The organism is Bradyrhizobium sp. LB14.3, from assembly GCF_040547985.1.
Lineage (GTDB): Bacteria > Pseudomonadota > Alphaproteobacteria > Rhizobiales > Xanthobacteraceae > Bradyrhizobium.
Map to the genome: position 1 here is coordinate 335985 of NZ_JBEPQT010000004.1, position 21615 is coordinate 357599.

Consider the following 21615-nt stretch of genomic DNA (forward strand, 5'->3'; position numbering starts at 1 on the left):
TTCTTCTTGCCGCGCGCGGGGAGCGCATTCCGGCCTCGCCCCGCAAGCGGGGATCGGCGAGGAGGATGGGCAATTCGCGCAAATCCAGATTCATCCAGCTAGCTTCTGATATTATTGGCTTAAAAGCCAGATCGGGAACGCCATGGCGGACCGGCGCGCAGGGTGTTATCTACCCTCGGATGGCATCCCTCCTGAGTACTTTCATCCTGCCGATCGCGGTCGGCGCCGTGGCGTTGGTGCTGCTGCTCGGTCTCATCAACATGATGCGCGGCGGCTCGCCCAACACCTCGCAGAAGCTGATGCGCTGGCGCGTGCTGCTTCAGTTCGTGGCGATCGTCATCGCGATGCTCGCCGTGTGGGCGATGGGGCGTTAACATGGTCGTGCTCAACCGCATCTATACGAAAACCGGTGACGACGGCACGACAGCGCTCGGCTCGGGCGAGCGCCGGCCGAAATACGATCTGCGCATCGAGGCCTATGGCACGGTCGACGAGACCAATGCTGCGATCGGCGTCGTTCGTCTGTACACAAAGGACGCGTCCGAGCTCGACGCGATGCTCGGGCGGATCCAGAACGATTTGTTCGATCTCGGCGCCGACCTTGCGGTCCCGGAGCGTGAAGGCAAAGCCGAGCGGCTGCGGGTGGTGCCGAGCCAGGTTGAGCGGCTGGAGCGCGACATCGACGCGCTCAACGACAAGCTGATGCCGCTGACTTCCTTCGTGCTGCCGGGCGGGACGCCGGTCGCCGCCTACCTACACGTCGCCCGCACGATTTGCCGCAGGGCGGAACGCGTGATGGTGGAACTGGCGGCCAGGCCCGGCGAGCCCGTCGGCGCGGCTGGCATCCAGTATATGAACCGTTTGTCGGACTTTCTGTTCGTGGCCAGCCGTGCTGCCAACCATGACGGCGCCGGCGACGTGCTCTGGGTTCCCGGGCAGAATCGCTGACCCATTGAGCGGCGCACTTCTGGGGGCAAAATTAGCCCCCTTCGCGCGTTGACCGGGCCTGATCAGGCCTTTAGGTTCCGCGCCAGTTGATAACCCCCCTCCTGAATTGAGTGAAAGAGGATCGATGAAGGTCTTGGTGCCGGTAAAGCGGGTGGTCGATTACAACGTCAAGGTTCGCGTCAAGAGCGATGGATCGGGCGTTGAACTCGCCAACGTCAAAATGTCGATGAACCCGTTCGACGAAATCGCAGTCGAGGAAGCGCTGCGCCTGAAGGAAGCCGGCAAGGCGACCGAAGTCGTGGTGGTCTCCATCGGACCGGCGCAGGCGTCGGAAACGATCCGCACCGGTCTCGCCATGGGCGCCGATCGCGGCATCCTGGTGAAGGCCGACGGCGCGGTCGAGCCGCTCGCGGTCGCCAAGATACTGAAGAAGATCGCAGACGAAGAGCAGCCGGGCCTGATCATTCTCGGCAAGCAGGCGATCGACGACGACAGCAATCAGACTGGCCAGATGCTGGCCGCGCTGCTCGGCTGGTCGCAGGCGACCTTTGCCTCGAAGCTCGAGGTCGATGGTTCTGACTTCAAGGTCACCCGCGAAGTCGACGGCGGCTTGCAGACAGTGAAGCTGAAGGGACCGGCGATCGTCACCACCGATCTCCGTCTCAACGAGCCGCGCTACGCCTCGCTGCCCAACATCATGAAGGCCAAGAAGAAGCCGATCGCGGACAAGAGCGTCGCCGACTACGGCGTCGACGTCACCGCACGCCTCGAAGTTCTCAAGACGACGGAGCCCGCGGGCCGCAAGGCCGGCGTCAAGGTCAAGGACGTCGCCGAGCTGGTGTCGAAGCTCAAGAACGAAGCCGGGGTGCTCTGATGACGACGTTGCTGATTGCCGAACACGAACACGAGGTCCTCAAGGACTCCACCAACAAGGCGCTGACCGCAGCTTCCCAGCTCGGCGGTGACGTCCACGTGCTGGTTGCCGGCGGCGGGCCGGGCACCAAGACTGCGGCGGATACTGCCGCGAAGCTTGCCGGTGTCGCCAAGGTGCTCGTCGCCGAGGGCGACCTCTACGCGCACGATCTTGCCGAGCCGCTGGCCGCCCTGATCGTCTCGCTGGCCCCGTCCTATGACGCGTTCGTCGCTCCCGCGACTTCGCGCTTCAAGAACGTGATGCCGCGCGTCGCCGCGCTGCTCGATGTCATGCAGGTCTCGGAGATCACCAAGGTGGTCGCCCCCGACACCTATGAGCGCCCGATCTATGCCGGCAACGCCATCCAGACGGTGAAGTCGAAGGACGCCAAGAAGGTCATCACGGTGCGCACCTCCACCTTCGCTGCGGCGGGTGAAGGCGGCAACGCGTCGGTCGAAAGCGTCGCAGCGGCCGCCGATCCGGGCCTGTCGTCCTTCGTCGGCGAGGAAGTCGCCAAGAGCGACCGTCCGGAGCTGACCTCGGCCAAGATCATCGTTTCCGGTGGTCGTGCCATGCAGAGCCGTGAGAACTTCGCAAAGTACATCGAGCCGCTCGCCGACAAGCTCGGCGCCGGCGTCGGAGCTTCGCGGGCGGCGGTGGATGCCGGCTATGCGCCCAACGACTGGCAGGTCGGCCAGACCGGCAAGGTCGTGGCCCCCGAGCTCTATGTCGCGATCGGCATTTCAGGCGCGATCCAGCATCTGGCCGGCATGAAAGACTCCAAGGTGATCGTCGCGATCAACAAGGACGAGGACGCGCCAATCTTCCAGGTTGCCGATTACGGCCTGGTCGCCGACCTCTACCAGGCGGTTCCGGAGCTGACGGCCGAACTCGGCAAGCTCGGCAAGTAAAACGCGTAAAAACACCGGCCGGAGGTATAAACTCCGGCCGGTGTTGCTTTTTGAGGCGTTTTCTTTGGCGTGGGGCACGCCTTCGAAGCGATCCAATCTAGGTTTCGAGGCAGGATTCTGATCTAATCGAGTTTCTGATTAAATCAGACTTCCCGGCTCAGGGGATAGGCAGGCGCGGTTAGCAGCGCGCCGTTCCGGTGGATGATATTATGGCGGCAGTAATCAAGAAGGTCGGCGTGATCGGCGCTGGGCAGATGGGCAGTGGCATCGCGCATGTCGCTGCGCTGGCCGGCTTCGACGTCGTGCTCAACGACATTTCGGCCGACCGCCTCAAGTCAGGCATGGCCACGATCAACGGCAATTTGGCGCGCCAGGTCTCCAAGAAGGCCGTCAGCGAGGACGACAAAGCCACGGCGATGGCGCGCATCGTGGCCGGCGAGAAGCTGGACGATCTCGCGGACTGCGATCTCGTGATCGAGACCGCGGTCGAGAAGGAAGAGGTCAAGCGCAAGATTTTCCACGAGCTCTGTGCGGTGTTGAAGCCGGAGGCGATCGTCGCCTCCGATACCTCCTCGATCTCGATCACGCGGCTTGCCGCCGCCACCGACCGGCCCGAGCGCTTCATCGGCATTCACTTCATGAATCCGGTGCCGCTGATGGAGCTGGTGGAGCTGATCCGCGGCATCGCCACCGACGACCACACCTTCGAGGCGTCCAAGGAATTCGTCGCCAAGCTCGGCAAGCAGGTCGCGGTCTCCGAGGATTTCCCGGCCTTCATCGTCAACCGCATCCTGCTGCCGATGATCAACGAGGCGATTTACACGCTGTACGAAGGCGTGGGTAACGTCGAGGCGATCGACGCGGCGATGAAGCTTGGGGCGCATCATCCGATGGGCCCGCTGGAGCTCGCCGATTTCATTGGCCTCGATACCTGTCTGTCCATCATGCAGGTGCTGCACGAGGGTCTCGCCGACTCCAAATATCGTCCGTGCCCGCTGCTGGTGAAATACGTCGAGGCGGGCTGGCTCGGCCGCAAGACCCAGCGCGGCTTCTACGACTACCGCGGCGCTAAGCCGGTTCCGACAAGGTAGAGGGGTCTTGTGCCCCGGACGCAGCGCGAAGCGCTGCAGGCCGGGAGCCCAGAGTCCGCGTGCAGGCTGAAGCATGGATCCCGGCTCTGCGTCGCGTCATTGCATGCCGCGCCGCGTCCGGGACACAGGCACCGCCCATCCTGCGTGCATCCGCTTCGTGACAATTCATGTCGCGTTAACCGCTCGCCTCTAGGTTACGTCCAGTACGAGGGTTCGCGTAATGGACATGATGGCGATGGTCAGCAGCATGCTGGCCTCTCAACAAGGCGCGCTGCAGTCGAATATCTCGGCGACGCTGATGAAGCAGAACGCGGATGCGGAGAAATCCACCGTCCTGACGCTGCTCGGCGCGGGACAGCCCTCGCTTGCCAATGTCGGCGCCGGCGTCGGCGGCAACCTTAACGTCACCGCCTGAACTCCTAGAACGCCGCGGCGGCTTTGCCTGTCGCAGCCCGGATCAGCTTGAGCGCGTCCTCGCTTGCCCATTCCGCCGGTCCCGCGATCGTCGCGATCTCGCAACCTTGCGGGTCGACCAACACCGAGGTGGGCATGCCCAGCGCCCGGCCTATCGCCTTAAGATCCTGAAAAACCTTGGCTTTCTGATCGTTGAAATAGCCGAGCCGGGTCAGGCTGGCCTCTTTCAGGAAGGTCTTGGGCTTCTCGGAGTCGCGGGTGTCGATATTGATCGCCACCACCTCGAAATTGGGGCCCGAAAGCTTGCCCTGAAGCTCGTCCAGCGCCGGCATCTCCTTGCGGCAGGGCACGCACCAGGTGGCCCAGAGATTTACCAGCAGCGTCTTGCCGCGGAAGTCGGACAGCTTCTTCGGCTTGCCGTCGGCGTCCTCGAAGGCGAGGTCCGGCAGTTTCAACGGCGCGCTCGCCATGGTCAGGGCCGCCAGCTCGCCATGGGCGAGGGGGGCGATCCTCGAGGCCGTCGCCACGGCCGCCCGGCAGGCCGGATCGCCGGATGGAGCCCGGCTCAGGCCCAGCCCGTACAGCGCAGCAAAGCCAGCCAGGCCCCCGACCACCACGGTGGCGATGACGACGGGGATCCGGCGCGTGGCTAACCGCGCTTTCCTTGGGTCGAGCATGTCGTTGGGGTCGAGCATATCGTTTGTCATCCGGTCGCAGATATGGCTATCAGAGGCCTCTTAATACGGCTGGCAGCAGTCAGCAAACGTGCGGCGGCGACAGGCAAGGCGTGAGCAGGCGATCATGAGCAACAAGATGTGGGGCGGCCGGTTCTCGGAACGTCCCGACGAGATCATGGAAGAGATCAACGTTTCCATCGACGTCGATCGTCACCTCTTTGCCCAAGACATTGCCGCGTCCAAGGCCCACGCCGCGATGCTTGCCGCACAGGGCATCATCACGGCCTCTGATGCGAAAAATATCGGCAAGGGTCTAGACACGATTTTGTCAGAGATCGGCAAGGGCAGCTTCGAATTCAAGCGTGCGCTCGAGGACATTCACATGAATGTCGAGAGCCGCCTGTCCGAGCTGATTGGCCCGGCCGCCGGCCGTCTCCACACCGCGCGCTCGCGCAACGATCAGGTCGCGACCGATTTCCGTCTCTATGTCCGCGATGTTCTCGATGCGACCGACGCCGCGCTCGCCGCGTTCCAACAGGCGCTGGTGGAGCGCGCGCTGGAGCATGCCGGAACGGTCATGCCCGGCTTCACTCATCTGCAGACCGCGCAGCCCGTGACCTTCGGTCATCATCTGCTCGCTTATGTCGAGATGGCCGCGCGCGATCGCGGCCGTTTCCAGGATGCGCGCAAGCGGCTCAACGAATCTCCGCTCGGAGCTGCCGCGCTCGCCGGCACCTCATTCCCGATCGATCGGCACGCCACGGCGAAGGCGCTCGGTTTTGATCGTCCGATGGCGAATTCGCTCGATGCGGTTTCCGATCGCGACTTCGTGCTGGAGACGCTGTCGGCGGCCTCGATCTGCGCCGTGCACATGTCGCGCTTTGCCGAGGAGATCGTGATCTGGACCTCGCCGCTGGTGGGCATGATCCGCCTCAGCGACAAGTTCACCACCGGATCTTCGATCATGCCGCAGAAGCGGAATCCTGACGCCGCCGAGCTGGTGCGCGCCAAGACCGGCCGCGTCATCGGCGCGCTCAACGGCCTGCTGATCGTGATGAAGGGTCTGCCGCTCGCCTATCAAAAGGACATGCAGGAGGACAAGCAAGGCGCCATGGAAGGCTTCGCCGCGCTGTCGCTCGCGATCCGCGCCATGACCGGCATGGTCCGCGATCTCGTCCCCGATGAAGCGAAGATGAAGCTTGCTGCAGGCGAAGGCTACGCCACCGCGACCGACCTTGCCGACTGGCTGGTGCGGACGCTGAAGATGCCGTTCCGCGAGGCCCACCACGTCACCGGCCGCATCGTCGCGAAAGCCGCCGAGGGCGGCGTGGCGCTGCACGAACTGCCGCTGAGGGAGATGCAGGCGATCGAACCTGACATCACGAAAGACGTGCTCGGCGTGCTCTCGGTCGAATCGTCGGTGAAGAGCCGGACCAGCTTTGGCGGCACCGCGCCGAAGAACGTGGCATCGCAGGCCAAGGCCTGGCTGAAGCGGTTGGAAAAAGAGCGAAAATTGGACTGAGGGGCAAAATTTCGCTTATGTTTCATGGTCATCCGGCTCTCGCCAGAGCGCGCCAATCTCTGTATGGTGCGCCGCATAGTGGGGATTTCGTCGTGACGTCAAAGTTTCGCCCGGCCGGCTCGGGGTGGGCCATCATTGTCTTGAGCCTGACGGCGCTCGCGCTTGCCGGCTGTGGCCGCAAGGGGCCGCTGGATCTGCCGCCGACCGCCTCCAGCGCGTCCACGGCCAACGTCGCGCCGCCGACCGACACCGAGACCGAAGCCCAGAAGACGCCGAGCGTGTTCAATCCCACCTACGGCGCGGACGCCGCGCCGGCGGCGACCAAGGGCAAAAAGAGACCGTTCATCCTCGACCCGCTCCTGGACGAAAGACCCAGCCGATAGGCTGGAGCAACCGAGCCAACGCCATGAACCATTTCGACTATCGCAACGGCGTGCTGCACGCCGAGGCGGTGAACCTGTCCGAGCTGGCTGCAACCGTCGGCACGCCGTTCTATTGCTATTCGACCGCAACGCTTGAGCGGCACTATCGCGTCTTCACCGACGCCTTCGCCGGCGAGAAGGTGCTGGTCTGTTACGCCATGAAGGCGAACTCCAACCAGTCGGTGCTGCGCACGCTGGCCAAGCTGGGGGCCGGCGCGGACGTGGTCTCCGGCGGCGAATTGAAGCGCGCGCTGGCCGCCGGCATCCCGGCAAGCAAGATCCTGTTCTCCGGCGTCGGCAAGACGGAAGAAGAGCTACGAGCGGCGCTGGCCGCCGACATCCTCTGCCTCAACGTCGAATCCGAGCCCGAGCTCGAGCTGCTGTCGCGGCTCGCGACCGAGGCGGGCAAGACCGCGCGCATCTCGATCCGCGTCAATCCTGATGTCGATGCCGGCACGCACGCAAAGATTTCGACCGGCAAGTCCGAGAACAAGTTCGGCATCCCCATCGCCTATGCCCGCGAGGTCTATGCGCGCGCCGCGAAGCTGCCGGGCATCGAGGTCACAGGCACCGACGTGCATATCGGCAGCCAGATCACCGACCTCTCCAAGATGGAGATCGCGTTCCGCATCCTCTCCGAATTCGTGCAGACGCTGCGCGCAGACGGCCACAACATCTCGCATGTCGATTTCGGCGGCGGTCTCGGCATTCCCTATTACATGGACCGCGAGGCGCCGCCGGCGCCCGACGCCTATGCCGCCATGGTCAAGCGCGTCAGCCACAATCTCGGCTGCACGCTGATGTTCGAGCCGGGCCGGATGATCGTCGGCAATGCCGGCATCCTCGTCGCCAAGGTCATTTATGTGAAGCACGGTGACGGCAAGAACTTCGTCATCATCGACGCCGCCATGAACGATTTGATCCGCCCGACGCTGTACGAAGCCCATCACGATATTTTGCCGGTGACACAGCCGGCGAAGGGCGCGGCCACGATCGCGGCTGACGTCGTCGGCCCGGTCTGTGAGACCGGCGACTACATCGCCCTCGATCGCACTTTGCCGACGCCGAAGCCTGGCGATCTCCTCGCCATCATGACCGCAGGCGCCTACGGCGCGGTGCAGGCCGGCACCTACAACACGCGGCCGCTGGTGCCCGAGGTGCTGGTGAAGGGCGACCAATACGCGGTCGTGCGTCCGCGCATCGAGGTCGAGCAGCTGATCGCGATGGATACGCCGGCGCCGTGGCTGTGAGCATCACGTCGGCGCCTTGCGCCCGATGAGCGCGGACACCGTCCGCGCTCATCCAGCCGGCTAGGCGTCCGGCCTACTTCTTGAACTTGTCCCTGATCGAGGCGAGGCCGGAATCGTAGACGCCGCTCAGGGCGTCGATCGCGTCCTTCTCCTTGCCGGGAACGGGGGTATAGATTCCGGTCCAGGTCACCACCGATACCGCCTCGCCCCTCGCGGTGACTTTGATGGTCGACTTGTACTGGCTCACCGGCAACGGGCTGGTTAGGAACGCGTAGGAATAGCTGTAGCTTCTGTCGTCGCGCCCGGTCTGCGCCTCGACGAACGCGGCCTTTCCGTCCTTGGTCACGAGCGTTCGGGTCGGCGGCGATTTGCCGTCCTCGATGCACATGCCGACCGGCGGCAGCCAGTCCTTGATCGCGCAGAATGGACCGATGACAGACCACACCTCGGCCGCTGCGCCGCTGACCTCAATGCTGCGCGTCAGGTTGGCTGCGGAAGCCGGCATCACGCCGGCGCCGAGGCCGATCACGCAAATCGCCGCCTTGTTTAGCGAGGCAAGGGATCTGAACGCCGCTGAAACGTGCTTCTTCATATCAATCTCCGTTGTCTGATGGACCGCGACGGCGGCCGGTCTGGCTTGCAATGCCGGTCGGATAGACGATGTCCGCCGCCCGCGGCCAGTTCAGCAAATGAACCGAGCGCAATACAGAATCTGAACTAGGAAGCCGCGCGCATCGGCCCTAAGGTTCCGCTCTCGCTTGTCACGGAGGCCCGCATGACCATCGGCAGCTACAGGCAGTTCTGTCCGGTCGCGATGGCGGCCGAGATATTATGCACGCGCTGGACCGTCGTGCTGCTACGTGAACTCGTCGCCGGCTCGACCCGGTTCAACGAGTTGCGCCGCGGCGTTCCGCGCATGTCGCCTGCGCTGCTTTCGCAGCGCCTGAAGGAGCTCGAAGCCGCAGGCATCGTCATCCGCCAGCCGTCGGCTTCCGAGCGCGGCGTGATCGAGTATCAGCTGACCGCCGCCGGACGCGAACTCGGTCCCATCGTCGAGGCGTTCGGCATCTGGGGGCAGCGCCGCATCGAATCGGATCTGTCGCTTCAGCATCTCGATGTCCAGCTGTTGATGTGGGACATGCGGCGGAATCTGAACACGACTCCGATGCCGAGCCACCGCAGCGTGCTGCAGTTCGCCTATCCGGAATTGCCTTCAACGCAGCGATTGTGGTGGCTGATTGTCGATCCCGACGACAGCGTCGACCTCTGCTCGATTGATCCCGGTTTCGACGTCGATCTTTACGTGTCGGTTGATCTGCGCACCATGACGGCGATCTGGATGGGGCTCGATACCGTGCGCGCGGCCATCGCCAGCCGGCGGATGCTGCTTACCGGCGAAAGGCAGCTTGCCGCAGCCATGCAAAGCTGGCTGGGCCTCAGCCCGTTCGCCAAGGAACGCAAGCTGGCGAGCTGATGCAGGGCGGCTCGATTCAGTATTTGTATCGCCCCGCTACAGTTCCCGTACTGGCGAGCCGCCGCCGTGTTCTGGCACCCAAGTCGTGCCCGCCCCTATCAAGGCGGAGCTGAACTCGAGCCAGGAGACACGACATGACAGCGTATCTGATCGCGGACATTAAAGTGACTGACGGAAAGTGGGTGCCGGATTACGCGGCGTCCGTCCACGAACTGGTGCACAAGCACGGCGGCAAATATCTTTCCCGCAGCGGCAACGTGAAAACCCTCGAAGGTGCTCCCCTCGACACCTCCCTGATTGCCATCATGTCGTTTCCCACGGCGAAGGCAGCGGAATCCTTCGTGACCGATCCGGCCTATGGCCGCTTCGCCGCGGCGCGCCGGGGCGGCAGCGAGAGCCGCTTCCAGCTGATCGACGACACCGATCTGGCCGGCACGATTCCCTACCTCGCCAAGGCTTGAACCGCATCTTCGTAAGATATCGGACCCGGGCGCAGGCGCACACTATGCCCGGCCCACACATAGGCTTCCTTCCACGCTCGATCGACCGAGCCAAGCAGCGCAGCGCAGTGCCAGTCACCAGCGCTGCGCTTGCGCCGGTGCTAGCTGCGGGCAATTGTCCCGCCAACCACAACACCCGCCTTCTTCTCGATCGGCTTGATCGCCGCGGTGAAATCGGACTCGGCGCCTTCCGCGCTGATGACCGTCTCCCACAACCGGCCGACCGCATCCGCGACCTCCATCGACAGGCCGAGCTGCTTCATCTCCTCCAGCGCCAGCCGCACGTCCTTCACCATCAGTCCGGTGGCGAAACCGAAGTCGAACGTTCGCGGCAGCACCGCGCGCGGAAATTTGTCGCGACTCGCGGTGTTCATGCCGGACCCGGCATTGATGACGTCGATCATCACGGCGGGATCGAGCCCGGCTTTCACGCCCATCACGACGGCTTCCGACGTCGCCACCATCGCGGTTGCCGATAGGAAGTTGTTGGCGAGCTTCATGGTCTGCGCCGCGCCTGGCTTCTCGCCGATGAAGAACACCTTCCCGATGACATCGAGCGCTGGCTTGAGCAGTTCGAAGTCTGCTTTCGGCCCCGAGACCATCACCGCCAGCGTGCCCTTCTCGGCACCACCGACGCCGCCGGAGACAGGGCAGTCGATCTGCACGATGTCATGCTTGGCGAGCAGGCCGTGAATCTTCGCCGCCATCTGCGAGCCGACGGTGGAGAGATCGATGAAGCGTTTTACGCGGCTTCCCTCGATCACGCCGTTCGGCCCCGTCGCAACCGCGAGCGAAGCCTGCAGCGAGGGCAGGCTGGCCATGACTGTCTCGACCTGGTCGGCCACGTCTTTTGGTGATGTCGCAGCGCTGGCGCCGCGCGCCACCAGCTTGTCGAGGACCTCTTGGCGCGTGTCGAACACGATCAGCTTGTGTCCCGCCTCGATCAGCCGCCGCGCCATCGGGAAACCCATGTTTCCGAGGCCGATGAATCCGATGTCCATGGTGTTTTCCTTCCCGTCGTCATTGCGAGGAGCGAAGCGACGAAGCTTCGCTTCGCTCGCAACGACGGAGTAATAGAGTTGAGAGCGGTTAGTCTAGCTCACGCCTTCCCATCGATGTCCGCAAACACCTCGCGCGCGATGCGAAAGCTGTCGACTGCTGCCGGCATGCCGCCATAGATTGCGACCTGCATCAGAATCTCGCGGATCTCATCCCGGCTGACGCCGTTGGTCAGTGCGCCCTTCAGATGCGCGCGGAATTCGTGCTGGCGATTGAGGATCGCGATGATCGCGATGTTGAGCATGCTGCGGGTCTTGCGCGGCAGCTCCTCGCGGCCCCACACCGTGCCCCAGCAATATTCGTTGAGCATCTCCTGGAACGGACGGTTGAAATCATCGACGCTCTTCAGGGCGTTGTTGACATAGGCCTCGCCCAGCACCGCTTTGCGGACTTCCAGGCCCTTGTCGTGCATCTTCTTGTCCATGGCGTTTCCTTCGGTTTCCTTGGATGGCGGCGTGGAAATTAGGGCGTTGCAGCGGGGCAGTCACGTCCTCGTGTTATGCGGGAAAAGGGGTGTCTCCCGCACAGGAACGGATGCCTCAGTGCTGCCGTTGTGGTAGCTTCTCTACCGGGCAACCTGGAGAGTTGATTGAACGGCGTCATCCCCGACCCGTCAGACCCGATCCGCGATGGCGACGCTCTGTCGCGGCTGAAGCTGGCGCAGGCCCTGAAGCGGGCCACTTATGCCATCGCGTGGGAGCGTGGCTGGCCGAATCTGGCACGGCTTCTCACCGTCGTCGGCCTGTTCCTGGTGGTGTCCTGGGCCGGCCTCTGGCTGGTGCTGCCGTTCGTTGCCCGCGCTATCGGTCTCGTCGTTTTCGCCGGAATGGCGATTGCCGTCCTGTTCCCGGTGCGTCGCTTCCGCTGGCCGAGCCGCGAGGAGGCGCTTGCCCGGCTCGACCGCGGCTCCGGCATCCGTCATCGGCCGGCCACCACGCTCACGGACACGTTGAGCTCGCGGGATCCGGTTGCGCAGGCGTTGTGGCAGGCACAGCGCGAGCGCACGCTGGCTTCGATCAAGCGCATCCGCGCCGGTCTGCCGAACCCGCGGCTCGCTCTGCATGATCCCTGGGCGCTCCGCGCGCTGGTCATGGTGATGCTGGTAGCGACCTTCTTCGCCGCCGGCGACGAGCGTGCGATGCGGCTGGGCGCAGCCTTCGACTGGAACGGCGTGCTGGCGCCGACCAACGTTCGCGTTGACGCCTGGGTCACGCCGCCGCTCTACACCGGCAAGCCGCCGGTCATCCTGTCGGCCGCCAACAAGGAGGCCGCGGCGCTGCCCGCCAGCGGCCCGCTTGCCGTTCCCGCCGGCTCGACCCTGATCGTGCGCTCCTCCGGCGGCAGCCTCGATGTCGTGATCTCCGGCGGCCTCAAGGAGGTCGCCCCCGCTGAAGCCACGCCCAAGGGCACCAACGAGAAGCATTTTGCCATCACCGGTGACGGCACCGCGCATGTCCGCGCGCCCTCCGGCCAGCCGCAATGGGCGTTTGCGGCAACGCCGGACCGCGCGCCGACGATCGCCCTTGCGAAGGATCCCGAGCGTCAGGCCCGCGGTGGGCTCCAGCTCTCCTACAAGATCGAGGACGATTACGGCGTCACCGGCGCCGCCGCGCAAATCGGCCTGCGCCCCGCCGAAGCCAAAGACGGCAGCAAGGACGCCGACACCAAGGAAGCCGACACCAAGGTCGCCGCGCGGCCGCTATTCCAGCCGCCGCAATTCCCGCTCGTACTGCCGAATGCGCGCACCCGCAACGGCGTCGGCCAGACGGTGAAGGACCTCAGCGAGGACCCCTATGCCGGCGCCGACGTCACGCTGACCCTCACCGCCAAGGACGAGGCCGGCAACGAGGCCAAAAGCGAACCCTTCAACATGCGCCTGCCCGAGCGGCTGTTCACCAACTCGCTCGCGCGCGCGCTGATCGAGCAGCGCCGCATCCTCGCGCTCGACGCCAACAAGAACTCGGATGTCTATGCCGCGCTCGACGCGCTGATGATCGCGCCCGAATTGTTCACGCCGGATGCAGGCTGCTATCTCGGCCTGCGCAGCCTGGCGCTCCAGGTGGAAGCCGCCCGCACCGACGACGCGCTGCGCGAGGTGGTGGGAAGCATGTGGGCGTTTGCGGTCACCATCGAGGACGACGGTGTCGCCGGCAGCGTCAACGCCGCGCTGCGCTCCGCGCAGGATGCGCTCAAGCGGGCGCTGGAACGCGGCGCTAGCGAGGAGGAGATCAAGGCGCTGACGCAAAAGCTGCGCGAGGCGATGGCCGGCAAGGTGCGGGATCTCGCGCGGCGCGCCGAGCAGAATCCGCTTGGACCCCGGCAGCCGTTCCCCGCAGAGGTTCAGCTCATTCTCGACAAGTCGGTCGAGCTGCGACAAAAGACCCAGCATGCCACGCCCGAGCAGCTCGAAGAGCTGGCGCAGCAGCAGGACGTCTTGCGCCAGCAGCTGCAGGCCTATCGGAAGTCGGCGGGCAGCCGGGTGAAGGGGGGCGAGGACGGGGCCAATCAGTTTACGCGGGACCGGAAATGCGGAAGCTAGCGCGCGTGCCAGCCTTGAAGGCGATGTCGATCGCCTGTCTCGCCCTCCTCCTGGGAGGCTTTCCCGCTGCGGTCTCGGCCCAGCAGGATCAGGATCCCGACGCGCTGCTCGACAGCGCGGAAAAGGCGATGCAGGAGTCCGGCGACAGCCTCAGGCAAAAGGAGTCCGGACGCAGCCTGAACAACCAATCCGATGCGATTCAGAAGCTCGAGGACTACAAGCGCGCGACGGAAAAAAGCCAATCCTCCAATCGCGATCGTTCCGTCATCACGCAACGCGACCTGGACGAGCTCCTGAAGCAGATCGAGAAGGCAGCGCGCGAAGGCAATCGCGAGGCGGCCCAGCGCATGCTCGAGCAGCTCGCGCAGATCATGGAAAATCTCCAGATGGCGCAGCCCGGGCAATCCGGCGACAGCGACATGGAGCAGGCGCTGAACGAGCTCAGCGACATGATCCGCAAGCAGCAGCAATTGCGCGACAAGACTTTCAAGCAGGGCCAGGACTCCCGGCGTGAGCGCTCGCGCGGCAAGCAGCAGGGCGACCAGTCGATGTCGGACCTCCAGCAGGATCAGCAGTCGCTGCGCGACCGCCTGAAGAAGCTACAGGACGAGCTCGCCAAGCGCGGTCTCGCGCAGAAGGGGCAAAAGGGTCAGAATCAGAAAGGCCAGAAGGGTCAGCAGGGCGAGCAGGGACAGCCGGGCCAGGATGCCGATCAGGACGGCGACCAGGGCGATGACGACGGCAGTCTGGACGCCGCCGACGGGGCCATGGGCGATGCCGGCTCGCAGCTCGGCGAGGGCAATTCCGACGGTGCCGTGGACGCGCAAGGGAAAGCTCTCGACGCCTTGCGCAAGGGCGCGCAGAAGATGGCCGAGGCGATGCAGCAGGGCGATGGCGACGGGCAGGGCGATGGTCCCGGCAATCGTGCCGGCCGTCAGCAGAGCGGCGGCAATCAGACCGATCCGCTCGGCCGCCCCCTTCACGGCCGCGATCTGAGCGACGACTACACGGTCAAGATCCCCGGCGAGATCGACGCCCAGCGCGTCCGCCGCATCCTCGAAGAGCTCCGCCGCCGCTTGGGGGATAGCTCGCGCCCGCAGATCGAGCTCGACTATATCGAGCGGCTGCTGAAGGATTTTTAGAGGCTGCCGCAGCTTTCGTCGCCCGGATGAGCGCAGCGATATCCGTGGCCGCCGGTCCCGCATGTCGCTGTGCTCATGCGGGCTACAATCCTGCCCGCCGCTATGCTTTTTTCGCCGCCAGCGCATCTGCCACCGCCGTGCGGATGTCGGCGACCGAGAACGGCTTGGTCACGACGTCATGCACCAGCGCGTTGAGGTTCGAGGCGCGTTCGCGCTGGTCGGCAAAGCCGGTCATCAGCAGAATGGTCAGGTCGGGGAAATCGCGTGCGACGGAAAGCGCCAACGCGATGCCGTCCATCACCGGCATCTGGATGTCGGTGAGCAGCAGGTCGAATGCGCCGTCCGCGCGGGTCAGGATTTCAAGCGCCTCGGCGCCGTCCTGCGCGGTGACGATCTCATGGCCGTCCATGGCGATGGCGCGCGCCACCAGCTGGCGCATCGAATCCTCGTCGTCGGCGATCAGGATTTTGGGCATGAGACCAACCTTGAGACCAACCTTGGGACCAACCTCGCGACCAGCTCTTCCTGCGAGACCTGCGAAATCGATTATACGCTGCCGCCGGTGATGTCGCGCCGGTTGAAGAAGCGAACGTCGATATTGTGGCCCTCCGGCGGCGGCGAGGCCAGGCGCGAGCGGAAGAAGGCGCGCTCACCGGGCTGTAGCACGGTCTGCTCCAGAACCGTGTTCCAGGCGTAGATCTCAGCGCCTTGCGCGTCGCGCACCGCGAAGCGCAGCCTGGGAATGTCGAGCGCCTTCTTGCCCTGGCCCACGATCACGCCCTCGATCACCAGCACCTGCTTACCGTCCACGGTCTCGCTGGAGAGCTTGACGTCCTTGAAGGCCAGGCCGCGCAGGTTAATCTCGAGGCCGACTATCTTGTAGAATGCGGCTGTCTGCGGCAGCAGCCGCACCATGTCGCCGCGCCAGATCACCAGCGCCAGCACCAGCGCGCCCATGGCGGCGCAGGCTGTCGGCAGGCCGAAATGGGATTTTCGCGGCGCCGTGACGGCGACCGGACGGCTCACCCGCGCGCCGCGCCGGCGGCCGAACAGCCCGCGGAACCAGGATCGGTGCTGTTCGCCGACGACTTCCTCCTCGGCGGACCGGGCCGCCGCCGACCATTCGTCCTCGGTGTCCCTCGCCTCCTCGTCCGGCCAGTCACTGGCGATCGAGGGGCTGTCGACAACGGGCGCATCGGCGGCGCCGTCGTCCCGGGCATAGGAGTTCCACTGCTCGGCGAGATCGGACTGGTCGTCGGCCTGGCTGGCCGCGGCCATTGCCGGGATGGACGCCTCCTCGATGGCATCCTCGGCATGGGCAACCCAGGTCTCCTTGCAACGGGAGCAGCGGACCGTCCGTCCGTTCGCCCCGAGGCTCGCAAGCTTGATGGCGTAGGATGTCGTACAATGAGGGCAGACGATATGCATGGACGAGCCTTGATGCATGGACGGGACTTGACGATGACACGGTCGCGGAGAACCGAGGGACAGGAATGCTGCCAATTATGCTACAGGGCGACCGTTAACGAACCGGAAACCATAACGGTCGCAAAACCCGTTGATCGCGTGTGGCGGAGCACAGCCGTGCCGCCCGCGCCCTCTCTCGAACGGAGCTGAACTTGGTTCGGTTCGAAAATGTCGGACTGCGTTACGGCCTGGGGCCCGAGGTCCTGCGCGACCTCAGCTTCCATATCCCGGCGCATTCCTTTCAATTTCTCACCGGCCCGTCCGGCGCCGGCAAAACCTCGCTGCTGCGCCTGTTGTTCCTCTCGCATCGACCGACGCGCGGCCTCGTCAATCTGTTCGGCCACGACATCTCGCAACTCGGCAAGGACGAGGTCGCGGATCTGCGCAAGCGCATCGGCATCGTGCTCCAGGATTTCCGCTTGCTCGACCACATGACGACATATGAGAACGTCGCGCTGCCGTTCCGCGTCATGGGCCGCAGCGAATCGAGCTACCGCAAGGAGGTCATCGACCTCCTGAAATGGGTCGGGCTTGGCGAGCGCATGGACGCGCTGCCGCCGATCCTGTCCGGCGGCGAGAAGCAGCGCGCGGCGATCGCGCGCGCCGTGATCTCGCGGCCGCAGCTGCTGCTGGCAGACGAGCCGACCGGCAGCGTCGATCCGACGCTCGGCCGCCGCCTGCTGCGGCTGTTCATCGAGCTCAACAAATCGGGTACCGCCGTCATCATCGCCACCCACGATATCGCCCTGATGGACCAGTACGAGGCGCGCCGCTTCGTGCTGCACCAGGGACGGCTGCACGTCTATGAGTAGGCCCGACGAGCGCGGCGTGCTGGTCGACCTCGGACAGGAGCGTCCGCAGCTGCCGGCCAAGGCGCGCAACATGTCGCCGATCGTGCCGCGCGCCTCGATCCATGGCCGCGCGCTGGTCGCCGTCGTCGCCATCATGACCTTCCTGGCGTCGATGACGACCGGCACGGTGCTGCTGGTGAGCGCCTCCGCCGCCGAATGGCAGTCGGACGTTGCGAGCGAAATCACCATCCAAGTCCGGCCGCAGACGGGACGCGATCTCGAACGCGACACCGCGGCGGTGACCGAGGCCATGCGCGCGCAAGCCGGCATCGTCGAGGTCAAGCCGTTCACCAAGGACGAGAGCGGCAAGCTGCTCGAGCCCTGGCTCGGCACCGGCCTGTCGCTGGACGATCTGCCGGTGCCGCGCATGATCATCGCGCGCGTGCAACCCGGCACGCCGCTCGATCTCGGCGCCTTGCGCGCCCGCGTGACCCAGGTGGCGCCAAGCGCCAGCGTCGACGATCACCGCGCCTGGATCGAGCGCATGCGCTCGATGACCAACGCCACCGTGCTCGCCGGCCTCGGCATCCTCGCGCTCGTCATTATCGCCACCATCATCTCGGTGTCGTTCGCGACCCGCGGCGCCATGGCGGCGAACCGTCCGATCGTCGAGGTGCTGCATTTCGTCGGTGCCGGCGACCGTTATATCGCCAACCGCTTCCTGCGCCATTTCCTCAGGCTGGGGCTTGAGGGCGGCGTCATCGGCGGCGGCGCCGCCATGCTGGTGTTCGGCTTCTCCGAGTCGATTGCAGGCTGGTTTTCCGGCACCCCCGTCGGCGACCAGTTCGCCGCGCTGCTCGGCACCTTCTCGCTACGACCGTCGGGCTACATCGTGCTCGCGGTGCAGGCCGTGCTGATCGGCGCCATCACCGCAGTCGCCTCGCGCCAGACACTGTTCGCGACACTGAACGATGTCGATTGAGGCCGATAAACCGGACTCCACTTCGCCTCAAAACGTCCTAAAATCGTCCGGTGAAGGGACCACCGACATCGCATGACCGCGCCGACCGACGATCGATCGCCGAAACTGCCGCGCGGTTGGCTGCGCGCGGCCGTGATGTCGACGATTGCGCTCGCCTTCGTCGGCGCGGCGGCGGGCTTCATCGCGTTCCTGTCGCAATTGCGCGGCGCCGAGATCGCGCCGGACCGCAAGGCGGACGGCATCGTGGTGCTGACCGGCGGCTCCTCGCGGGTCTCCGATGCGATGGAGCTGCTCGCTGCCGGCTACGGCAGGAGGCTCCTGATCTCCGGCGTGCACCCGACCTCGACGGCGAGCGACATCTCCCGGACGTTGCCGGAGAGCCAGTCCTTCATGCGTTGCTGCGTCGATCTCGACCGCACCGCGGTCTCGACCCGCGGCAATGCCGCGGAAGCGCGGCGCTGGGCCGAGGGGCTCGGCTTCAAATCGCTGATCGTGGTCACCTCGAACTATCACATGCCCCGCGCGCTGGTGGAATTCTCGCATGCGATGCCGGAGACTACATTGATCCCGTTCGTGGTGGTCGGCGAAAAATGGCGCGAGGAGCCGTGGTGGACCTCGGCGTCCACCTTGCGGCTGCTGCTGTCCGAATATGTCAAGTACATCGCGGCCGAGCTCAGGGTGCGGCTGGAGGATTTCGGGATTGACCTTTCGCCCGAGATGTCGGAGCAGCCTCCCGGGCTGCAGCCGAAGCGTCCCGCCACCGCACAGGCCAATTGATCGGCAACTGATCGGCAATTGATCGGATCCTCGATGTTCTTGATTTTCCTGCGATCGCTCGTGTTCAACGTGCTGTTCTACACCGTGCTGGTGTGCCTCGCGATCGTTGCGCTGCCGACCTTCGCATTGCCGCCGCGCGCCATGCTCACGGTCGCGCAATGGTGGGCGAAGGCGACGCTGTTCCTGATGCGGGCGGTCTGCAACATCAAGGTGGAATTCCGCGGCGTCGAGAAGATCCCGACGGGGCCATTGGTGATCGTGGCGAAGCACCAGTCGTTCTGGGAGACGTTCGTCTTGCCCGGCTTCTTCGATCGCCCGATCTTCATCCTCAAGCGTCAGCTCATGCAGATCCCGGTGTTCGGCCAGTTCCTGGTCAAGACCGGGATGATCGCGATCGACCGCAACGCCGGCGTCAAGGCGCTGCTGGACATGACGCGGCGGGCGCGCGAGGCGGTGCGCAGCGGCGGGCAGCTCGTGATCTTTCCCGAAGGCACGCGCCGCGCACCGGGCGCGCCACCGGACTACAAGACCGGCTTTGCGCAGATCTATTCGTCCTGCGGCGCGCAGTGCCTGCCGATCGCGCTCAATTCCGGCCTGTTCTGGCCGCGCCGCACCTTCATGCGCTATCCCGGCACGCTGGTGGTGGAGTTCCTCGATCCGCTGCCGCCGGGCCTGCGGAAGGACGAGTTTCTCTCCCGCGTGCAAACGGCGATCGAAGACGCGACCGGCCGCCTCGTCGAAGCGGGCCGCAAGGAGCAGGAGCAGTTGATGGGCAATTCGCCGAGCTATGCGCCGTCGGAGAACTAGCGGCTCTCTCGATCTTCTGTGGGAGCCGGCGCGTGCGGGGAATGCGCATCACCATGCAGCATGGTCGCGAGCTGATGCAGCTGCGTGTCGCGAAAGCCTTCGGCCTCAATTGCTTTCACCGTCGCGGTCACGTAGTCGCGGTTGGCGCCGGACTGGCCGTGGCCCTGGAGCACGTGGCGATGCTGGTCGGTGAGCGACAGCCGACCGGCATATTGCACGTGGCCGCGGTCGACGACATAGGCGAGCGCGGAGACGCGCTGCCGCGCGTCGTTCTCCAGCCACACCGAGCGCATGACTTCGCGATAGACCGACGTGACCTGCTCGCGCGCGCGCAAATAGGCGACCACATCGACGCGGCTCTTCTCGGCAACACGGAAGGCGATGCCGCGGCAGGCGCCGCCGCGGTCGAGCCCAAGCACCAGACCCGGCTTTTCGGGCGTACCACGGTGCACGAAGGAATAGACGCAGAGCGCGCGATGCTCGCCGACCAGCCGCGCCGGGACGCGTTCCTCGAATTCGAAGCCCGGCCGCCATATTAGCGAGCCGTAGCCGAACACCCAGAGATCGCCTTTGGCTGCGGTGACAGAGGGAAGGGTGATTTCCGACATTTCGGGCACGGCTACCAGAACCGCGCTCGCAAGCGAAGCGAATTCTCCGTCTTTCGTCGCGGCTGTACCTCGCTTACATTTGACAAAATCAGGGGTCAAAGGGATCGCCGCATGTCCGATATGACCGTTGCCGCAGGCCGGCGCTCCCGTTGGGGCCTTTTCATCGCCCCCGTTATCCTCCTGATCCTCGCCGTCGCGTGGAGCGGCTTCTGGTTCTATGCCGCGTCGCAGGCCGAAATCGCCGCCGACGCCTGGCGCGCGCAGGAGGCCAAATCCGGCCGCATCTATGATTGCGCCAAGCGCTCGATCGCAGGCTTCCCGTTCCGCTTCGAGGTCCAGTGTTCCGGCGCCAGCGTCGCTCTGGTATCGCAGAACGCCAGCAAGACGCCGTTCACGGCGAAGCTCGACAACATCCTGATCGTCGCCCAGGTCTACGATCCCAAGCGCGTCATCGCCGAATTCTCCGCGCCGGCAACGCTCACCGACGGCGTCACGCAAAGCACTTTCGTGGTGAACTGGAGCAAGGGTCGCAGCAGCGTGGTCGGCCTGCCCGCCGTGCCCGAGCGCGCCTCCGTCGTGTTCGAGGATCCCACCGTCAACCGGCTCGACGGCACGGTGCAGGTGCCGCTCGCGCGCGCAAAACAGGTCGAGCTGCATGGACGCCTCGCGGACGGATCGCCGTCCGATCATCCCGTGATCGAGACCGTGTTTCAGATCGCGCAGGGCAGCATCCAGGGCGTTCATCCGCTGCTCGCCGAGCCGTTCGAGGCCGACACGCGGGCGAAGATCACCGGTCTGTCCGACCTCACGCCAAAGCCGTGGCCGCAGCGCTTCCGCGAGATCCAGGCCGCCGGCGGCCATATCGAGATCGTGCAGTCGCGGATCCAGCAGGGCGAGATGATCGCGGTCGCGGCCGGCACGCTCGGGCTCTCGGCCAATGGCCGACTCGACGGTGAATTGCAGATGACGGTGACGGGCCTCGAGCGCGTGATCCCCGCGCTCGGCATCGAGAAGATGCTGGAGGAGGGTGTGCCGCAGGCCACTCTCGATCGCGTCGCCCCCGGCGTGAAGTCGCAGGACCTCAACAATCTGTTCGGTGCACTCGACCGTGCCGTTCCCGGGCTCGGCAAGGTCATCAAGCAGAATGCCAATGCCGGCGTTGCCGCCGGCATCAATTCGATTGGCACCGAGAGCACGCTGGAAGGCAAGAAGGCCCGCAGCTTCCCGCTGAAATTCGTCGACGGCGCTGTGCTGCTCGGCCCGATCAAGGTCGGCCAGATCCCGCCGCTGTATTGATTCCTCCGTCATTGCGAGCGAAGCG

At 65.1% G+C, this 21615-nt stretch carries 25 protein-coding genes; 18 read left to right on the plus strand and 7 right to left on the minus strand.

All coding sequences use genetic code 11. From position 1 onward, the window contains the following. The first annotated feature begins 179 nt into the window (after positions 1-179). The 6 genes from ABIB00_RS11815 (at position 180) to ABIB00_RS11840 (ending at position 4278) form a co-directional block, all read left to right on the plus strand. Positions 180-374, plus strand: coding sequence for a twin transmembrane helix small protein (locus ABIB00_RS11815; RefSeq protein WP_247339988.1), 195 nt, complete (start codon positions 180-182; stop codon positions 372-374). A gap of 1 nt (position 375) precedes the next feature. Further along, positions 376-948: a cob(I)yrinic acid a,c-diamide adenosyltransferase gene (locus ABIB00_RS11820; RefSeq protein ID WP_354104434.1), complete on the plus strand. Its 573-nt coding sequence runs from the start codon at positions 376-378 to the stop codon at positions 946-948. Between the two features lie 124 nt (positions 949-1072). Then, positions 1073-1822, plus strand: a complete 750-nt coding sequence (locus ABIB00_RS11825; protein WP_247339903.1) for an electron transfer flavoprotein subunit beta/FixA family protein — start codon at positions 1073-1075, stop codon at positions 1820-1822. Beyond that, positions 1822-2772 (plus strand): electron transfer flavoprotein subunit alpha/FixB family protein, encoded by a 951-nt coding sequence (locus ABIB00_RS11830; protein ID WP_354104435.1) that lies wholly within the window; start codon positions 1822-1824, stop codon positions 2770-2772. Before ABIB00_RS11825 ends, ABIB00_RS11830 begins: the two co-directional genes overlap by 1 nt. A 209-nt stretch (positions 2773-2981) precedes the next feature. Then, a complete protein-coding gene (locus tag ABIB00_RS11835; protein WP_247339905.1) occupies positions 2982-3863 on the plus strand; it encodes a 3-hydroxybutyryl-CoA dehydrogenase in 882 nt (293 codons plus the stop codon). Positions 3864-4083: 220 nt separating this feature from the next. After that, entirely contained in the window at positions 4084-4278 is a 195-nt protein-coding gene (locus ABIB00_RS11840) for a hypothetical protein (protein ID WP_354104436.1), read from the plus strand. Positions 4279-4282: 4 nt separating this feature from the next. Here ABIB00_RS11840 and tlpA read toward each other — a convergent pair whose 3' ends face one another. Continuing rightward, positions 4283-4972, minus strand: coding sequence for a thiol:disulfide interchange protein TlpA (gene tlpA / locus ABIB00_RS11845; RefSeq protein WP_502916592.1), 690 nt, complete (start codon positions 4970-4972; stop codon positions 4283-4285). Positions 4973-5078: 106 nt separating this feature from the next. On the opposite strand from tlpA, the gene argH reads away from it, so the two are divergent. The 3 genes from argH (at position 5079) to lysA (ending at position 8148) form a co-directional block, all read left to right on the plus strand. Continuing rightward, positions 5079-6476, plus strand: coding sequence for an argininosuccinate lyase (gene argH, locus ABIB00_RS11850; protein WP_354104437.1), 1398 nt, complete (start codon positions 5079-5081; stop codon positions 6474-6476). A gap of 92 nt (positions 6477-6568) precedes the next feature. Beyond that, positions 6569-6859 (plus strand): LPS translocon maturation chaperone LptM, encoded by a 291-nt coding sequence (gene lptM / locus ABIB00_RS11855; protein WP_247323420.1) that lies wholly within the window; start codon positions 6569-6571, stop codon positions 6857-6859. 23 nt (positions 6860-6882) lie between these two features. Beyond that, entirely contained in the window at positions 6883-8148 is a 1266-nt protein-coding gene (gene lysA / locus ABIB00_RS11860; protein WP_354104438.1) for a diaminopimelate decarboxylase, read from the plus strand. A gap of 73 nt (positions 8149-8221) precedes the next feature. Here lysA and ABIB00_RS11865 read toward each other — a convergent pair whose 3' ends face one another. Further along, the gene (locus ABIB00_RS11865; protein WP_354104439.1) at positions 8222-8740 is read right to left on the minus strand and encodes an SRPBCC family protein; all 519 of its coding nucleotides are present in this window, start codon (positions 8738-8740) and stop codon (positions 8222-8224) included. Between the two features lie 183 nt (positions 8741-8923). On the opposite strand from ABIB00_RS11865, the gene ABIB00_RS11870 reads away from it, so the two are divergent. Together ABIB00_RS11870 and ABIB00_RS11875 are read left to right on the plus strand one after the other, a co-directional pair. Further along, entirely contained in the window at positions 8924-9622 is a 699-nt protein-coding gene (locus ABIB00_RS11870; protein ID WP_247445170.1) for a winged helix-turn-helix transcriptional regulator, read from the plus strand. A gap of 134 nt (positions 9623-9756) precedes the next feature. Further along, on the plus strand, positions 9757-10083 hold the full coding sequence (locus tag ABIB00_RS11875; RefSeq protein ID WP_018453248.1) for a DUF1330 domain-containing protein: 327 nt from the start codon (positions 9757-9759) through the stop codon (positions 10081-10083). Positions 10084-10223: 140 nt separating this feature from the next. On the opposite strand, the gene ABIB00_RS11880 is transcribed toward ABIB00_RS11875, so the two are convergent. Together ABIB00_RS11880 and ABIB00_RS11885 are read right to left on the minus strand one after the other, a co-directional pair. Beyond that, a complete protein-coding gene (locus ABIB00_RS11880; protein ID WP_354104440.1) occupies positions 10224-11123 on the minus strand; it encodes an NAD(P)-dependent oxidoreductase in 900 nt (299 codons plus the stop codon). Between the two features lie 98 nt (positions 11124-11221). Beyond that, a complete protein-coding gene (locus ABIB00_RS11885; protein WP_354104441.1) occupies positions 11222-11605 on the minus strand; it encodes a carboxymuconolactone decarboxylase family protein in 384 nt (127 codons plus the stop codon). A gap of 165 nt (positions 11606-11770) precedes the next feature. Here ABIB00_RS11885 and ABIB00_RS11890 point away from each other — a divergent pair, with 165 nt between their 5' ends. Next, positions 11771-13720: a TIGR02302 family protein gene (locus ABIB00_RS11890; RefSeq protein ID WP_354104442.1), complete on the plus strand. Its 1950-nt coding sequence runs from the start codon at positions 11771-11773 to the stop codon at positions 13718-13720. After that, complete coding sequence (locus ABIB00_RS11895; RefSeq protein ID WP_354104443.1) at positions 13708-14862, plus strand: DUF4175 family protein; 1155 nt, start codon at positions 13708-13710, stop codon at positions 14860-14862. Before ABIB00_RS11890 ends, ABIB00_RS11895 begins: the two co-directional genes overlap by 13 nt. A gap of 100 nt (positions 14863-14962) precedes the next feature. Here the strand turns inward: ABIB00_RS11895 and ABIB00_RS11900 are convergent, their stop codons facing one another. Both ABIB00_RS11900 and ABIB00_RS11905 read right to left on the minus strand, forming a co-directional pair. Then, positions 14963-15337 (minus strand): response regulator, encoded by a 375-nt coding sequence (locus tag ABIB00_RS11900; RefSeq protein ID WP_211381237.1) that lies wholly within the window; start codon positions 15335-15337, stop codon positions 14963-14965. A 71-nt stretch (positions 15338-15408) separates the two neighbouring features. Further along, positions 15409-16290 (minus strand): MJ0042-type zinc finger domain-containing protein, encoded by an 882-nt coding sequence (locus ABIB00_RS11905; RefSeq protein WP_354104444.1) that lies wholly within the window; start codon positions 16288-16290, stop codon positions 15409-15411. A 191-nt stretch (positions 16291-16481) separates the two neighbouring features. Here ABIB00_RS11905 and ftsE point away from each other — a divergent pair, with 191 nt between their 5' ends. The 4 genes from ftsE to ABIB00_RS11925 all read left to right on the plus strand — a co-directional run bounded on the left by ftsE (position 16482) and on the right by ABIB00_RS11925 (position 19686). Next, positions 16482-17141: a cell division ATP-binding protein FtsE gene (ftsE, locus tag ABIB00_RS11910; protein ID WP_247339925.1), complete on the plus strand. Its 660-nt coding sequence runs from the start codon at positions 16482-16484 to the stop codon at positions 17139-17141. Next, complete coding sequence (locus tag ABIB00_RS11915) at positions 17134-18102, plus strand: cell division protein FtsX (protein WP_354050305.1); 969 nt, start codon at positions 17134-17136, stop codon at positions 18100-18102. The genes ftsE and ABIB00_RS11915 overlap by 8 nt, the downstream gene beginning before the upstream one ends. Positions 18103-18174: 72 nt before the next feature. Further along, entirely contained in the window at positions 18175-18879 is a 705-nt protein-coding gene (locus ABIB00_RS11920) for a YdcF family protein (RefSeq protein WP_354104445.1), read from the plus strand. Positions 18880-18912: 33 nt separating this feature from the next. Next, entirely contained in the window at positions 18913-19686 is a 774-nt protein-coding gene (locus ABIB00_RS11925) for a lysophospholipid acyltransferase family protein (RefSeq protein ID WP_354050301.1), read from the plus strand. Here ABIB00_RS11925 and ABIB00_RS11930 read toward each other — a convergent pair. Next, complete coding sequence (locus ABIB00_RS11930) at positions 19683-20294, minus strand: gamma-glutamylcyclotransferase (protein WP_247445163.1); 612 nt, start codon at positions 20292-20294, stop codon at positions 19683-19685. The genes ABIB00_RS11925 and ABIB00_RS11930 overlap by 4 nt on opposite strands. A 111-nt stretch (positions 20295-20405) precedes the next feature. On the opposite strand from ABIB00_RS11930, the gene ABIB00_RS11935 reads away from it, so the two are divergent. After that, on the plus strand, positions 20406-21590 hold the full coding sequence (locus ABIB00_RS11935) for a DUF2125 domain-containing protein (RefSeq protein ID WP_354104446.1): 1185 nt from the start codon (positions 20406-20408) through the stop codon (positions 21588-21590). The last annotated feature ends 25 nt before the right edge of the window (positions 21591-21615 follow it).

Bases quoted from the DNA above. Each gene is read 5' to 3' on its own strand.
- ABIB00_RS11815 (WP_247339988.1), top strand. From the start codon at position 180: ATGGCATCCCTCCTGAGTACTTTCATCCTGCCGATCGCGGTCGGCGCC.
- ABIB00_RS11820 (WP_354104434.1), top strand. From the start codon at position 376: ATGGTCGTGCTCAACCGCATCTATACGAAAACCGGTGACGACGGCACG.
- ABIB00_RS11825 (WP_247339903.1), top strand. From the start codon at position 1,073: ATGAAGGTCTTGGTGCCGGTAAAGCGGGTGGTCGATTACAACGTCAAG.
- ABIB00_RS11830 (WP_354104435.1), top strand. From the start codon at position 1,822: ATGACGACGTTGCTGATTGCCGAACACGAACACGAGGTCCTCAAGGAC.
- ABIB00_RS11835 (WP_247339905.1), top strand. From the start codon at position 2,982: ATGGCGGCAGTAATCAAGAAGGTCGGCGTGATCGGCGCTGGGCAGATG.
- ABIB00_RS11840 (WP_354104436.1), top strand. From the start codon at position 4,084: ATGGACATGATGGCGATGGTCAGCAGCATGCTGGCCTCTCAACAAGGC.
- tlpA (WP_502916592.1), bottom strand. From the start codon at position 4,972: ATGCTCGACCCCAACGACATGCTCGACCCAAGGAAAGCGCGGTTAGCC.
- argH (WP_354104437.1), top strand. From the start codon at position 5,079: ATGAGCAACAAGATGTGGGGCGGCCGGTTCTCGGAACGTCCCGACGAG.
- lysA (WP_354104438.1), top strand. From the start codon at position 6,883: ATGAACCATTTCGACTATCGCAACGGCGTGCTGCACGCCGAGGCGGTG.
- ABIB00_RS11865 (WP_354104439.1), bottom strand. From the start codon at position 8,740: ATGAAGAAGCACGTTTCAGCGGCGTTCAGATCCCTTGCCTCGCTAAAC.
- ABIB00_RS11870 (WP_247445170.1), top strand. From the start codon at position 8,924: ATGACCATCGGCAGCTACAGGCAGTTCTGTCCGGTCGCGATGGCGGCC.
- ABIB00_RS11875 (WP_018453248.1), top strand. From the start codon at position 9,757: ATGACAGCGTATCTGATCGCGGACATTAAAGTGACTGACGGAAAGTGG.
- ABIB00_RS11880 (WP_354104440.1), bottom strand. From the start codon at position 11,123: ATGGACATCGGATTCATCGGCCTCGGAAACATGGGTTTCCCGATGGCG.
- ABIB00_RS11885 (WP_354104441.1), bottom strand. From the start codon at position 11,605: ATGGACAAGAAGATGCACGACAAGGGCCTGGAAGTCCGCAAAGCGGTG.
- ABIB00_RS11895 (WP_354104443.1), top strand. From the start codon at position 13,708: ATGCGGAAGCTAGCGCGCGTGCCAGCCTTGAAGGCGATGTCGATCGCC.
- ABIB00_RS11900 (WP_211381237.1), bottom strand. From the start codon at position 15,337: ATGCCCAAAATCCTGATCGCCGACGACGAGGATTCGATGCGCCAGCTG.
- ABIB00_RS11905 (WP_354104444.1), bottom strand. From the start codon at position 16,290: ATGCATATCGTCTGCCCTCATTGTACGACATCCTACGCCATCAAGCTT.
- ABIB00_RS11915 (WP_354050305.1), top strand. From the start codon at position 17,134: ATGAGTAGGCCCGACGAGCGCGGCGTGCTGGTCGACCTCGGACAGGAG.
- ABIB00_RS11920 (WP_354104445.1), top strand. From the start codon at position 18,175: ATGACCGCGCCGACCGACGATCGATCGCCGAAACTGCCGCGCGGTTGG.
- ABIB00_RS11925 (WP_354050301.1), top strand. From the start codon at position 18,913: ATGTTCTTGATTTTCCTGCGATCGCTCGTGTTCAACGTGCTGTTCTAC.
- ABIB00_RS11930 (WP_247445163.1), bottom strand. From the start codon at position 20,294: ATGTCGGAAATCACCCTTCCCTCTGTCACCGCAGCCAAAGGCGATCTC.
- ABIB00_RS11935 (WP_354104446.1), top strand. From the start codon at position 20,406: ATGTCCGATATGACCGTTGCCGCAGGCCGGCGCTCCCGTTGGGGCCTT.